Source organism: Bacillus sp. TSO22 (genome assembly GCF_020223595.1).
In the GTDB taxonomy this organism is placed as follows: Bacteria; Bacillota; Bacilli; order Bacillales; family Bacillaceae; genus Bacillus; species Bacillus inaquosorum.
The window spans coordinates 489,919-503,236 of the sequence record NZ_JAHAWO010000009.1; the positions used below are offsets into that span (position 1 = coordinate 489,919).

The window sequence follows — 13,318 nt, forward strand, 5'->3', positions numbered from 1 at the left end:
GGCTTACTTCGACTCCTTCTGTGTATAAATTTCAAATTGCTCCTCAAGGTTATGAGGCATTTTTTCGTACATGATTTTCATTAAATCAGTTACTTTTTGCTTAGGCTCAGCATCAGCTTTTTTGATCGCTTGCTTAATTTCTTCTTTCGCATCCTCAATTACTTTTGCTTCTTCTTCTTCAGACCATAAGCCTTTGTTTTCAAGGAACGCACGGAAACGTACAAGCGGATCTTTTTGTTCCCACTCATTTTCGATTTCTTTTGTGCGGTATTTAGTCGGATCGTCACCAGCCATTGTGTGCGGGCCGTAACGGAATGTAAGTGTTTCAATCAGTGTTGGGCCTTCGCCGTTGATTGCGCGCTCGCGTGCTTCAGCAGTTGCAGCGTATACAGCAAGCGGATCCATTCCGTCTACTTGTACGCCGACAATACCGGCAGCGACAGCTTTTTGTGCAATTGTTTCAGCCGCAGATTGTTTTTCAACCGGAGTTGAAATCGCGTAGCGGTTGTTTTGTACTACGAAGATTGCAGGTGCTTTATAAGCGCCGGCAAAGTTAATTCCTTCGTAGAAGTCCCCTTGTGAAGCTCCGCCGTCACCAGTGTAAGTGATTGCGACAGCTTTCTTGCCGCGCTTTTTAAGACCAAGCGCAACACCGGCAGTTTGAATGTATTGAGCACCGATAATGATTTGTGGAGAAAGGGCATTCACATCATCAGGCATTTGGTTTCCTCTGAAATGTCCGCGAGAGAAAAGAAACGCTTGGTATAATGGAAGGCCGTGCCAAATTAACTGAGGCACATCACGGTATCCAGGAAGTACAAAGTCTTCTTTTTCAAGCGCGAAATGCGTTGCAATCTGAGAAGCTTCTTGACCCGCAGTAGGAGCGTAGAATCCGAGACGTCCTTGACGGTTTAATGAGATAGAGCGCTGATCAAGCACACGCGTAAATACCATGCGGCGCATTAGCTCTTTTAATTGATCATCTGTTAAATCAGGCATCGCCGCTTCATTCACGACTTCTCCCTTTTCATTTAAAATTTGGAACGTTTCGAACTGCTTTTTAATGGCATCAAATTGCTTCTTACTGTCAACGATAGCTTTTTTCGTTTTTGCAGCCATACTAAGTCACCTCTTCCTTTCTTTTAAACAGTCATTAGACGTGCATTCCTTTTATACATACAAACTTAGGGTACCCTAAAGTATCAGCAGTAAGTCGTATATATTTTAGCCGATCCCCAGTTTGCCGAAACCTTTTATGTAGGATAGTTACACTCTGCTTTGAACTGTATTATTTCGAAGTTGTAAAAAACTAATACAACACCGCTTAACATGGATTAGTTTACACCAAATAAAGAAGAACCGTCAATCGTTTTCATCGCTGATTTTCAATAAATGTATTCGCTTTACATTTTCAATAAAAAAACAGATGCTGACTGCATCCAAAACTGTACTAGTATACACTCCCACGCTGTACTACAATAGAAATGAAAATTTTGAACAAATCGGTGGCGTGTTTATTTAAAAAAGAGCTGTCCAAAGTCAGCTCTTTTTCACATGATAGCCCGCGGCATCATATAGATCTTCCCGGGCTTTATTATATTTTTCTGTTTGTTCATTAAATTCTCCGCTATATTTAAGGACTTTTTCATAAGAAGCATTGACTTTGTCGATCTGCTGATCCAGATCGTCTCGTGTCAAGTCTTTGTCTTTCAGCTGCTTATACAGATTTTTATCAAGCTGAAGCGCTTTTTTATATTCTTCATACATAGTGCCATATGATGAATATCTTTTCTCCATGTGGCTTGCTGCGGCATCTGCCTTTTCTTTTATGTGTTTATCCTTAATATGTTCGGCAGAGGTTTTTGCTTCCTCAAATTCCGATTCCGATTGTTTGATGCTGTCATTTTCAATCTTTAGATGTTCTTCTCGCTTGCTGACATTTTCAAGTGCCTCGTTAGATAAAGCAACAATTTTTTTATAATCATCCATATTGAGATTCATGACATCATCATAAAGCTGATTTTCTTTCGCCTCTAATTCTTCGAGCGTTTTCTGTTCTTCTTGAAACGGCTTTTCCGATTCTGCGGCTTTTTCTAATGAGTGATGCAGTGAATCAACCGGGTCCTGTCCCATGCAACCTGTTAATATCAATGTCACAGCACAAAAAGCTCCGATTTTCATTACGGGCTGCCGTTTTATTGCGTCTTTCACGTTAAATCCCCCAATCTTGACAATTTCTACTATAGAATCCATGGGGGCATTTGGCAATAGATGTACTGTATGAATGCAACGCTGCAATCAAATCAAAAAACTGAAAAATCAGGACAGATGACCATACAACTTTTTTGTTTTTACATAGCTTATAGTAGACGCTATGCCTACTGATAAAGGCTCTGGCGTAATTAAAAGAGGAGGTTTTGTAATATGTATGGATATGGTTACGGCGGAAGCTGCTGCGGTTATGGTGGTTACGGATATGGATATGGCTACGGCCGCACATTTGCGCTAATTGTTGTTTTATTCATTCTGTTAATCATTGTCGGAGCTGCTTATTTAGGCGGAGGCTGTTGCTAATCACACAGCATGAACTTGACCAGCCATCTACGGCTGGTCATTCGTTCGTTGCACCTTTGTGAAGAAATCCGATATAATTTACATATTAAGTTTTAGGAGTGAAGTTTCTTGATTACTATGGAAAACATCGTACGTGACGGCCATCCAGCCCTAAGAGAGACAGCCGAACCTGTTGAGCTGCCTCCGACTGATGCAGACAAACAGCAGCTGGCCGACATGATCGAATTTGTTAAGAACAGCCAAAATCCAGAATTAGCCGAAAAATACACGCTGCGTCCAGGCGTAGGACTCGCAGCTCCTCAAATTAATATCAAAAAACGAATGATCGCCGTTCATGCGGAGGATGCTTCCGGAAAGTTATACAGCTATGCTTTGTTTAATCCTAAGATCGTCAGCCATTCTGTCGAAAAAAGCTACTTAACAAGCGGCGAGGGCTGTCTGTCTGTTGATGAAGCGATTCCCGGTTATGTTCCCCGCTACGCTCGCATCAGAGTAAAAGGAACAACCCTTGAAGGCGAAAACATTGATATCCGTTTAAAAGGATTTCCGGCTATTGTGTTTCAGCATGAGATCGATCATTTAAATGGCGTTATGTTCTATGATCATATTGATAAGGAGAATCCTTTCAAAGAACCTGAAAATGCAATCGCGATTGAGCGCTAAAAAGAAAAAGCGGCTGGCACAGTGCAGTGCCAGCCGTTTCTTTATTTTAAAAGACCCAATTCTTTGACAGCGTACGCGATTCCATCCTCGTCTACCGCCTTTGTTACAAAGTCCGCGATTTCTTTTAATTCAGGAACAGCGTTTCCCATAGCTATGCCTGTCCCGACATATTCAATCATTTGAAGATCGTTTAATCCGTCACCGAAAGCATATGTATCGCTGATATCAAACGGGAGACGCTCAATCACTTTTTTGATCCCTTCCGCCTTCGAACCTCCGTGCGGCAGAACATCAGTCGAAAACTCATGCCAGCGTACGAGGTCAAATTCAGGAAAAGCGGCATAAGCCTTTTCTTCTTCATCCTGGCAAAATAAAAGCAGCTGAAAAATTTCTTTTCCTTCATAGAAAAGGTCATCGGTTTCTGGATAATCGGTTTTAAGGCTGCCGATTCCCTCCAGAACATGGGGATGATCCGCAACAGTCGCTTTCATCGTGTCCTCAGCCATAAAAACAACAGGATGTTTGCCCTCTCCCGCCTGCTTTAATAATCGTCTGATTGCCTCTTCAGGCAGCGGATTTTTATAGATCACTTGATTTTCAAAGACAACATACTGCCCATTATAGGAGATAAATGAGTATATGCCCAGCTCCTCCAAAATCGGCTTAACCATAAACGGAGACCGCCCGCTGGCGATAAACACATGATGCCCTTGGCGCTGCAGCTCAGCCACCGTTTTTCTCGTACTTTCCGGTATATTCTTGTCATGATCATATATCGTACCGTCAATATCAAAAAAGATTAATTTTGAGTCCATTATAACTTCCCCTTTATCGTCATGATCTGCAATTCCCACCCTCATCATACAAAAAGATTGCCATTCAGCAAACTATTTCGTTCAAAAATCACATTAAATTCCATTAATAACCACGAAAAGTCTTCCTCAATCTCCGTATACTATTTGTATAAAAGAACGCTGGACAAGTTTATATTAAAGGAGGAACTAACAAATGCTGCGCAAATTAAGAAAGAAACTCAGAAGACAATGGAACGGAATGCTCCGCAAGAAAGCGATTGCCTGACAAGGGATCTTTCACTTTTCGAGAGGTCCTTATTTTGCTCAAGGCTTTCCTTATATTCCGTTTTCGAATATAATAGAGTAAGCGAGTCTAACATACGGCATTTAAGGAGAGATTTGGATGATTTATAAGGTATTTTATCAAGAAAAGGCTGACGAAGTACCTGTTCGGGAAAAGACAGATTCACTTTATATTGAAGGCGTATCTGAGCGTGACGTCAGAACAAAGCTGAAAGAGAAGAAATTTAATATTGAGTTTATCACACCTGTTAATGGTGCATTTTTAGAATATGAACAACAGAGCGAAAATTTTAAAGTATTGGAGTTATGAGCGGTATGAAATTTGTAAAAAATGATCAGACTGCTGTTTTTGCCCTCGGAGGGTTGGGCGAAATCGGTAAAAATACGTATGCGGTACAATTTCAGGATGAAATTGTGCTGATTGATGCGGGGATCAAGTTTCCCGAGGACGAACTGCTGGGAATTGACTACGTTATCCCTGATTACACGTATTTAGTCAAAAACGAAGATAAAATTAAAGGGCTTTTTATCACCCACGGGCACGAAGACCACATCGGCGGTATTCCGTACCTGCTCAGACAAGTAAATATTCCTGTTTACGGCGGTAAACTCGCGATCGGCTTACTTCGGAATAAACTTGAAGAGCATGGATTATTAAGACAGACGAAACTGAACATTATCGGTGAGGATGATATCGTAAAGTTCCGCAAAACGGCTGTGTCATTCTTCAGAACAACACATAGTATTCCGGATTCCTACGGTATTGTTGTAAAGACACCGCCTGGAAACATCGTACATACTGGAGATTTCAAATTCGACTTTACTCCAGTCGGCGAGCCGGCAAACTTGACGAAAATGGCCGAAATCGGAAAAGAAGGCGTTCTGTGCCTCCTTTCAGACAGCACGAACAGCGAGAACCCAGAGTTCACCATGTCTGAACGCCGTGTCGGAGAAAGCATTCACGACATTTTCCGCAAGGTAGACGGCCGAGTTATCTTTGCTACATTTGCGTCGAATATTCACCGCTTGCAGCAGGTAATTGAGGCTGCTGTATTAAATGGAAGAAAAGTTGCCGTATTTGGACGCAGTATGGAATCGGCTATCGAAATCGGACAAACTCTCGGATATATTAACTGTCCTAAAAATACGTTTATTGAGCATAACGAAATCAATCGTATGCCTGCTAATAAAGTAACGATTTTATGTACAGGAAGCCAAGGGGAACCGATGGCGGCATTATCAAGGATTGCAAACGGCACACACCGCCAGATTTCAATCAATCCTGGAGATACAGTCGTATTTTCTTCATCCCCTATCCCAGGCAACACAATCAGCGTGAGCCGTACAATCAACCAGCTGTATCGTGCAGGGGCCGAGGTTATTCACGGACCTCTTAATGATATCCATACATCCGGTCACGGCGGACAGGAAGAACAGAAGCTTATGCTACGTTTAATTAAGCCTAAATTCTTCATGCCGATTCACGGTGAGTACAGAATGCAAAAGATGCATGTCAAACTTGCAACAGATTGCGGCATCCCTGAAGAAAACTGCTTTATCATGGATAATGGTGAAGTATTGGCGCTTAAAGGTGATGAAGCTTCAGTTGCCGGCAAAATCCCGTCCGGTTCAGTATACATTGACGGAAGCGGCATCGGTGATATTGGCAATATCGTGCTTCGTGACCGCAGAATTCTTTCTGAAGAAGGCCTTGTCATCGTGGTTGTCAGCATTGACATGGATGGCTTTAAGATTTCAGCTGGGCCTGATTTGATTTCCAGAGGATTTGTGTACATGAGAGAATCTGGCGACTTGATCAATGACGCTCAAGAGCTCATTTCAAACCACTTACAAAAAGTGATGGAACGAAAAACGACTCAATGGTCTGAAATCAAAAACGAGATTACAGATACGCTTGCGCCGTTCTTATACGAAAAAACGAAACGCCGTCCGATGATCCTTCCGATCATTATGGAGGTTTAAAAAAAGATGCACTCACTTGAGAGTGCATCTTAGATTGTTGAAAAAATCCTAAAACGATTTTTAGTTTTAGGATTTTTTCATCTTTTCAGCGTGATTGAAAACCCTTGAATTCTAGGAAGGACGAGCATCGGAGCACAGCGAATGTTGAAATTCGTGAGCACCGAAGCGCAGGCCTGACAACGAATGCGAGGGTTTGTCGCTACGCTGAGATGCACTCACTTGAGAGTGCATCTTTTTTTATTGTAATCCAATATGCTGAAATGACTTCACATCAAATAATCCCGTTGTCGTCATTTTAATGTCGGGAATGACAGGCAAAGCTAAAAACGACAGCGTCAAAAATGGATTAAACCCGCCTGTGAAACCAACTAACGACAATTTATCATGCAGCGTCAGCAAGCTTTGATTCACCTGCTCCGCAGATTGGTCGGATAATAACCCCGCAATCGGCAGCGGTACTGAATGAAGCTCTTCTTCATTTTTTATAATCGTTAATCCTCCGCCAATTTCCTGCAGCTTATTAACTGCAGCCGCGATATCGGCATCATTTGTTCCAACGGCAATAATATTGTGGGAATCATGCGAAATGGTTGTTGCAATCGCTCCGCTCTTGAATCCAAATCCTTTCACCACACCAAGTCCGACTTCTTTTAATCCTTTATGCCGCTCAATGACTGCAATCTTTAACAAATCGAGCTCGGTGTCAGGCTCAAAAACGTGTGCATCAGGAGCCGGAACATGTACCAATCGTGTTTCAAGCTGGTTTGGAATAATTTGAATCACATTGATTTGCTGACTTGAATTGATTGGCATATGTAAATTCTGTTCTTTAAGAGGAGCAGCAAGCTTAACAGAATCGAGCAGTGCCGGTTCTGGAGCTGCAGCTGGAGCGCTATCTTGATAGACTGCTTTTTTGCCTTCAGCAACAGTCTGTCCTTTTACCATCGTCATTGTGACTGTGACGTTTTCCAGATCAGAAACAAAGAGCAGATCAGCGTCAAAACCCGGGGCGATCGCTCCCCTTGTATCTAGCCCGTAGCATTCGGCTGCGTTAAGGCTTCCTAATTGATAGGCTAAAAACGGGTCAAGTCCGGTTTGAATCGCCATTTTTACTTGATGATTTACACTTCCCTCTGACAATAAATCATCCACATGCTTATCATCTGTACAGAAAAAGAAACGGCGCGCGTTCTTTTCATTCACCGCGGGCAGCACTTTTAGAGTGTTTTTTGCGACTGATCCTTCACGCATCATGACATACATTCCCCTTCTAATACGATCAAGGGCTTCTTCCTTCGTCGTTACTTCATGATCGTTCAAGACAAATGCGGTTCTATAAATGTTAATGAGATCTGTTGATAAACCCGCTAAATGACCGTCAATCCGCTTTCCTGCAACGCGGGCATCGAGCAGTTTCTGAACCATATCTTCTTCAGCATGCTGAACCGACACATAATCCATGACTTCAGCCAGTCCCAATACTTCTTGCTCTTCGTAAAAAGGCTTTAAATCAGCAGCTTTGAGTACTGCGCCTGATCGCTCAAAGCTTGCAGCAGGCACACTGGAGGGAAGCATAAAATGGATATTCAGCGGTGTTTGCCGAGCCTGTTCAATCATAAATGCAATCCCTTTTTCGCCAGACACATTCGCTATTTCATGCGGATCGGTAACAACGGTTGTCACGCCATGCGGCAATACCGCTTTAGCGAACTCAATCGGTGTAACCATTGAAGACTCAATATGTACATGTCCATCAATAAAACCCGGAACAACCATTTGTCCCTCTGCATCAATGATTTTTTCGCCTTCATACTCGCCGAGGCCTACAATGACTCCATCTGTAATTGCAATATCTTCATATATCCACTCTTGGTTAAATACGTCCATGATTTTTCCGTTCTTAATGACGATATCAGCTTTTTGTCTTCGGGCTGAAGCATTCAGCCTATTGACCAGCGTTTCTTTATTCAAATAGGCCCCTCCTCTTTTTTATTATATGGTACAATATGCTATCGGAACGCCTATGCTTAGTCAATAAAATTTTAAGAAATTGGCGCTCACTTCATTAAAGTTGTTATATTCTGATAATATTAAAAGCCGCCCCTTTGGGACGGCTTTTGTTTTACTGCTATTTTGTATGGAGAACTCTTTTTTCAAAACGGGAAATGTCTGTAACCGAACCAATAACGATGAGAATATCTTCTTGATGTATGACCTCGGTTGCAAGCGGCGATACGATAACTTCCTTGCCCCTTTTGATGGCTACGATGTTAATACCGTATTTCGCACGAATATCTAAATCGAGAAGCGTATTTCCGGCCAGGCGGCTGTTGGCTACGATTTCAACAAGACTATGCTCTTCAGACAGCTCTAAATAATCCAGTACGTTGTTGGATACGATGTTATGCGCAATTCGCTTTGCCATATCGCGTTCCGGATGGACGATGTGATCTGCACCAATTTTAGACAGCACTTTTTCGTGATAATCGTTCTGGGCCTTAACTGTAATGGTGTGAACGCCCAGTTCTTTCAGAATGAGAGTCGTTAAAATACTCGCTTGGATATTTTCTCCGATGGCTACAATGACGTGGTCAAAGTTTCGCAGACCTAAATTTTTCAGGACAGATTCGTCTGTTGAATCACCGATAACGGCGTGAGATGCGATCTTGGCATACTCGTTGACTTTATCTTCATCGATATCCATTGCCATAACCTCTACGCCTTCTTCGCTTAATGCTTTGCAAATACTGCCACCAAAACGGCCTAGTCCAATTACCGCAAATTCTTTTTTCATAGTGGTGCTCCTTTACCTGACATCATATTGATCAAATTTTATCATATTCTTTTGTAACAGTGTTAATTTCGTTAACCTTTTGGCAGCGAATTCATATGCCGCTTAAGCTTGTCAGCAAACCCCGGTGACAAATACAGCTCCGCTCCGCGTTCAATTTCAATCTGGTAGTGCTCAGGCGGGGCAGTTTCCGCTGCTTTTTGAAGGACGAGAAAGGTTAAACAGTCCGTGTAGCGCCTTCCGCCTGCTTCAACATCTACAAATGCCGGCCGATACGTAAGAGATTCAACGCCCTCCCTTTTATATAGATAGGAGAGAGCAGAAAAAGGGATACGGTATAAAAAACCTTCTGTTGTTCCTCCGTCTTCCATCAGATCCGCTCTTGAGCCATCCTCTCTTTTTAGCGTAAAGCGGGTTGTGTATCCTTTTAAAACAGCTCTTCCCACTGGATCTTGAAAATAGTGATCGACTCCCGCCTTTTGAAAGCGGGCATTGTCCATGCAGGACCCATAGGCAAAATAATAAACAGGATTTTGCGATTTACTGATCATCTGATGTTCTTTCCAGTCGCCGCTGCTTATTTTCGGAAAGCCGGCACACTTGTCTTTGTTCATAAAATAAATAAGCGCTTTTTTGATCCCGGTATCCGTTTCTACAAGCACCGTTTGTTGATCATAGCCTTGAAAAAACTGATCGAGCTTATGTATATACAATTCATCTGCTTCATATACTTCGCCGTATATATAGCCTTCATCTTCAAAAACGGCTGCGGGCCCCTCTATTGCAGCAAACAGACATCCCTTCGTTCTGGCCTGCTCATTGATACATGCCGATTGTGCCAGCAGATGATGATTTTTTTCATGCTTTCTTAATGTCCCGTATACAAACAGAAGCGAGTTCATTTTATTTTTCCCCTCTCAGCTGTCTGATGTTAAAGGCAAAACCACTTGAAAGACGCTGCCTTTTCCAGCTTCACTTTCGATTTTCAATTCCCCGTCATGTTCCTTCAAGATTCTCAAACAAATGGCAAGCCCGAGTCCGGTGCCCTTTTCTTTTGTTGAATAAAAAGGTTTGCCTATCTGCTTAAGCTTTTCCTGCGGCATGCCGTTCCCTTCATCTTTGACGCTTATGACTGCATGAGAGGCTGTCTTAGCAGTCGAAATGGTAACGACACCGCCTTTTGGCATTGCTTCAATCCCGTTTTTAATAATATTGATAAAGACCTGCTTTAGCTGATTTTCGTCCCCGTTAATGATACAGCCGTCTGTCTCTTCGAAATTTTTTTCTATGACAATATTGGACAAAATAGCATTGGTATCAAGCAGTGTCGTAACCTGTTTCAAGATCTCATTGAGCTGATGTGTTTTAAATGTGACCGCCTGCGGTTTTGCCAGCAGCAACAGCTCGCTGAGCACCAAATCGATTCTTTTAATCTCTGAAAAGATGATGTCAAAATAGCCTTTTCTGTCCGGATATTGTGTTTTCATAATCTGAAGGAAACCGCTGACAGATGTTAAAGGGTTTCTGACCTCATGTGCAATACCGGCGGCAAGTTCACTTGTGATTGACAGTTTCTGAGATTCTCTCGCCAGCCGTTCATTAATCTCAATGAGCTCATCTTCAGCCTCTTTCCGCTCTGTGATATCTGACATTGTGCCCAGGCTGCCTGTAAATTGGTCATCCCGGTCGTAGTAAAGCTTATAATGAACTTCTCCCCAAAAAATCGTGCCGTTCTTTGTCACGTATTTTGCAGTAAACATGCCAGAAGACGCTTTGTTTTGGATTTGGGTGTTAATATGGTCGGCTACGTGCTTTTCTTTTATGAAGTAATCATTATACATCGTTCCCATACATTCACGGATTGAAAAGCCGGTTATTGATGCCCACGCTTGGTTTAGATATGTAATTTCGCCTTTTGCATTCGTTTGAAATACGATTTCCTGCAAATTATCCATGATGCGGTTCTTTTCTTCAGAGAGCTGCTTATACTTCCATTCATTATCCTTCATTTTCTTAACCAGCTGCTGTTTCTCATCAATATAATAAGCCAGCATCCAGACACTTACTATCGTGACCGCAGTATACACAATATCAACAGGCCAATTAATCGGGTTTTTGCCTATAAAATAAAATAAATAATCCCAAAACATAATAAAAATCATTGCCAAAATGATGGAAATGATACGCGCTTGATATTTTCTCATATGACCACCTGCCGCTTGTGTTTCTTTGTTTATTGTACCATTCTTCGACAAAAAATTGAGTAAAATATGTAAAGTATCCCAAATCATTCATTACCTGATGTTCATGCTGTCATATCTTAGGCGGCGGTAAACAGAAATAGGCACGCAAAAAAAGGCGGAGATTGTATCGCTCCGCCTTTTTTCAACATGATATTATTCTTTTAAAGCGGCTTGAATTTCTTCAAGAAGCAGCTGTGCACCTTCTGGGCTTAACGTAATTTTACCGTTGCCGTATTCTTTATTATCTGAAGTGATTTCTCCGGTCATTAAACAAACACCATGAGGTTTGTACTTTTTCAAGATAATTTTATCTCCGTCAACAAAAAATTCAATACTGTCTTTTATGGCAATATCCAGTGCCCGTCTTAATTCTATCGGCATAACAATACGGCCTAATTCATCTACTTTTCTCACAACACCTATTGATTTCATAAAAACCCTTCTTCCTTTAAATGTTTCTTTTCTCATGTAATGTTTAAGGATGTACCTCAATATATCGTAGACGTACGAAACTTAGAAAAAGTTTCCCGCTTTCTATAAGAATTACAAGATATTTTTTCCATAAAACCGAGAAATGTATTACTTCTGTTACACAGTTCCGCGTTTTTTTACAAAAACATTTCTTTCCCGACGCACACCCCCAAAAATCGCTTCATTTCTTAGAAACTTTAAATGTAGAATCATATAAAATCAGGATAGAGATTGGGTGAAGACATGTTTCAATCAACTGAAATCGGGATTGACTTAGGAACAGCTAATATACTTGTTTACAGCAAAAATAAAGGAATTATCTTAAATGAACCATCTGTTGTCGCCGTGGATACAACGACAAAAGCAGTACTTGCTATCGGAGCTGACGCAAAAAACATGATTGGCAAAACGCCGGGAAAAATTGTCGCTGTCAGACCAATGAAAGATGGCGTTATCGCAGACTATGATATGACAACTGATTTGTTAAAGCACATTATGAAAAAAGCCGCAAAAAGCATCGGCATGTCGTTCAGAAAACCGAATGTAGTCGTTTGCACACCGTCAGGCTCAACAGCAGTAGAACGCCGCGCCATCAGTGATGCAGTGAAAAATTGCGGCGCGAAAAACGTCCATTTAATTGAAGAGCCAGTAGCAGCCGCAATTGGAGCGGATTTACCGGTTGATGAGCCGGTTGCCAATGTGGTAGTAGACATCGGCGGAGGGACGACAGAGGTCGCCATCATTTCCTTCGGCGGCGTTGTTTCCTGTCACTCTATCAGAATCGGCGGAGACCAGCTTGATGAGGATATCGTTTCTTTTGTCCGGAAAAAATACAATTTGCTGATCGGGGAACGCACAGCTGAGCAGGTGAAAATGGAAATTGGCCATGCCCTGATTGAGCATGTGCCGGAAGCAATGGAAATTCGGGGACGCGACCTCGTGACAGGCCTTCCAAAAACCATTATGCTTCAATCTAACGAAATTCAAGATGCCATGCGTGAATCTCTCCTGCATATTCTTGAAGCCATCAGAGCTACGCTTGAGGACTGCCCGCCTGAATTGAGCGGAGATATTGTTGATCGCGGCGTTATTTTAACGGGCGGCGGCGCACTTCTTAACGGGATAAAAGAATGGCTCACAGAAGAGATTGTAGTGCCTGTACACGTGGCGCAAAATCCGCTTGAATCTGTGGCAATCGGCACAGGCCGTTCTTTAGAAGTGATCGATAAGCTTCAAAAGGCGATTAAATAGTCTTTTCCTGCAAAAATCTCACATCCAGCAAATTTCTTGCTTCTTTTTTCCTCACTTCCTTCATATTGTGGGAAATGGAGAAACGTTAAGGAGGAAACAGATGCTAAGAGATTTAGGAAGAAGAGTAGCGATCGCAGCCATTTTAAGCGGAATCATTCTTGGAGGCATGAGCATTTCTTTGGCCAATATGCCCCATTCGCCTGCAGGCGGCACTGTAAAACTGAATCATCCATAATATTGAAAAA

General features: G+C 42.1%; 14 protein-coding genes. 6 read left to right on the top strand and 8 right to left on the bottom strand.

The window, feature by feature from the left end:
- Positions 1-3 precede the first annotated feature (3 nt).
- Both pdhA and KHQ79_RS10985 read right to left on the bottom strand, forming a co-directional pair.
- Positions 4-1,119 carry a pyruvate dehydrogenase (acetyl-transferring) E1 component subunit alpha gene (pdhA, locus tag KHQ79_RS10980; protein WP_003222294.1) on the bottom strand — a complete coding sequence of 372 codons (1,116 nt, stop codon included), beginning with the start codon at positions 1,117-1,119 and terminating at the stop codon, positions 4-6.
- A 420-nt stretch (positions 1,120-1,539) separates the two neighbouring features.
- The gene (locus KHQ79_RS10985; protein WP_100274761.1) at positions 1,540-2,211 is read right to left on the bottom strand and encodes a YkyA family protein; all 672 of its coding nucleotides are present in this window, start codon (positions 2,209-2,211) and stop codon (positions 1,540-1,542) included.
- A gap of 213 nt (positions 2,212-2,424) precedes the next feature.
- Here KHQ79_RS10985 and KHQ79_RS10990 point away from each other — a divergent pair, with 213 nt between their 5' ends.
- Together KHQ79_RS10990 and def are read left to right on the top strand one after the other, a co-directional pair.
- Complete coding sequence (locus tag KHQ79_RS10990) at positions 2,425-2,574, top strand: YjcZ family sporulation protein (RefSeq protein ID WP_060398544.1); 150 nt, start codon at positions 2,425-2,427, stop codon at positions 2,572-2,574.
- A 108-nt stretch (positions 2,575-2,682) separates the two neighbouring features.
- Entirely contained in the window at positions 2,683-3,237 is a 555-nt protein-coding gene (gene def, locus KHQ79_RS10995) for a peptide deformylase (protein ID WP_119913799.1), read from the top strand.
- A 41-nt stretch (positions 3,238-3,278) separates the two neighbouring features.
- On the opposite strand, the gene KHQ79_RS11000 is transcribed toward def, so the two are convergent.
- Positions 3,279-4,052: a Cof-type HAD-IIB family hydrolase gene (locus tag KHQ79_RS11000; protein WP_225515137.1), complete on the bottom strand. Its 774-nt coding sequence runs from the start codon at positions 4,050-4,052 to the stop codon at positions 3,279-3,281.
- A 382-nt stretch (positions 4,053-4,434) separates the two neighbouring features.
- Here KHQ79_RS11000 and rnpZA point away from each other — a divergent pair, with 382 nt between their 5' ends.
- Complete coding sequence (gene rnpZA, locus KHQ79_RS11005) at positions 4,435-4,644, top strand: RNA polymerase subunit omega 1 (protein WP_003238840.1); 210 nt, start codon at positions 4,435-4,437, stop codon at positions 4,642-4,644.
- Positions 4,645-4,649: 5 nt separating this feature from the next.
- On the top strand, positions 4,650-6,317 hold the full coding sequence (rnjA, locus tag KHQ79_RS11010; protein ID WP_003238841.1) for a ribonuclease J1: 1,668 nt from the start codon (positions 4,650-4,652) through the stop codon (positions 6,315-6,317).
- A gap of 237 nt (positions 6,318-6,554) precedes the next feature.
- On the opposite strand, the gene ade is transcribed toward rnjA, so the two are convergent.
- The 5 genes from ade to abhA all read right to left on the bottom strand — a co-directional run bounded on the left by ade (position 6,555) and on the right by abhA (position 11,783).
- Complete coding sequence (gene ade / locus KHQ79_RS11015) at positions 6,555-8,288, bottom strand: adenine deaminase (RefSeq protein ID WP_225515139.1); 1,734 nt, start codon at positions 8,286-8,288, stop codon at positions 6,555-6,557.
- Positions 8,289-8,445: 157 nt separating this feature from the next.
- Complete coding sequence (gene ktrC / locus KHQ79_RS11020) at positions 8,446-9,111, bottom strand: Ktr system potassium transporter KtrC (RefSeq protein ID WP_003222311.1); 666 nt, start codon at positions 9,109-9,111, stop codon at positions 8,446-8,448.
- Positions 9,112-9,182: 71 nt separating this feature from the next.
- Positions 9,183-10,010 carry a gamma-glutamylcyclotransferase family protein gene (locus KHQ79_RS11025; protein WP_225515141.1) on the bottom strand — a complete coding sequence of 276 codons (828 nt, stop codon included), beginning with the start codon at positions 10,008-10,010 and terminating at the stop codon, positions 9,183-9,185.
- 15 nt (positions 10,011-10,025) lie between these two features.
- Complete coding sequence (kinC, locus tag KHQ79_RS11030) at positions 10,026-11,312, bottom strand: two-component sensor histidine kinase KinC (RefSeq protein ID WP_060398540.1); 1,287 nt, start codon at positions 11,310-11,312, stop codon at positions 10,026-10,028.
- Positions 11,313-11,504: 192 nt separating this feature from the next.
- Positions 11,505-11,783, bottom strand: coding sequence for a transcriptional regulator AbhA (abhA, locus tag KHQ79_RS11035; protein WP_003238863.1), 279 nt, complete (start codon positions 11,781-11,783; stop codon positions 11,505-11,507).
- Positions 11,784-12,065: 282 nt separating this feature from the next.
- Here abhA and mreBH point away from each other — a divergent pair, with 282 nt between their 5' ends.
- Positions 12,066-13,073, top strand: a complete 1,008-nt coding sequence (mreBH, locus tag KHQ79_RS11040; protein WP_029316824.1) for a cell shape-determining protein MreBH — start codon at positions 12,066-12,068, stop codon at positions 13,071-13,073.
- Positions 13,074-13,173: 100 nt separating this feature from the next.
- The gene (locus KHQ79_RS11045; protein ID WP_003238865.1) at positions 13,174-13,308 is read left to right on the top strand and encodes a protein YkpC; all 135 of its coding nucleotides are present in this window, start codon (positions 13,174-13,176) and stop codon (positions 13,306-13,308) included.
- Positions 13,309-13,318 lie beyond the last annotated feature (10 nt).

Coding starts and splice junctions, on each gene's coding strand:
- mreBH (WP_029316824.1), top strand. CDS start 12,066: ATGTTTCAATCAACTGAAATCGGGATTGACTTAGGAACAGCTAATATA.
- rnjA (WP_003238841.1), top strand. CDS start 4,650: ATGAAATTTGTAAAAAATGATCAGACTGCTGTTTTTGCCCTCGGAGGG.
- KHQ79_RS11000 (WP_225515137.1), bottom strand. CDS start 4,052: ATGGACTCAAAATTAATCTTTTTTGATATTGACGGTACGATATATGAT.
- KHQ79_RS11045 (WP_003238865.1), top strand. CDS start 13,174: ATGCTAAGAGATTTAGGAAGAAGAGTAGCGATCGCAGCCATTTTAAGC.
- abhA (WP_003238863.1), bottom strand. CDS start 11,783: ATGAAATCAATAGGTGTTGTGAGAAAAGTAGATGAATTAGGCCGTATT.
- rnpZA (WP_003238840.1), top strand. CDS start 4,435: ATGATTTATAAGGTATTTTATCAAGAAAAGGCTGACGAAGTACCTGTT.
- ktrC (WP_003222311.1), bottom strand. CDS start 9,111: ATGAAAAAAGAATTTGCGGTAATTGGACTAGGCCGTTTTGGTGGCAGT.
- KHQ79_RS11025 (WP_225515141.1), bottom strand. CDS start 10,010: ATGAACTCGCTTCTGTTTGTATACGGGACATTAAGAAAGCATGAAAAA.
- pdhA (WP_003222294.1), bottom strand. CDS start 1,119: ATGGCTGCAAAAACGAAAAAAGCTATCGTTGACAGTAAGAAGCAATTT.
- kinC (WP_060398540.1), bottom strand. CDS start 11,312: ATGAGAAAATATCAAGCGCGTATCATTTCCATCATTTTGGCAATGATT.
- KHQ79_RS10990 (WP_060398544.1), top strand. CDS start 2,425: ATGTATGGATATGGTTACGGCGGAAGCTGCTGCGGTTATGGTGGTTAC.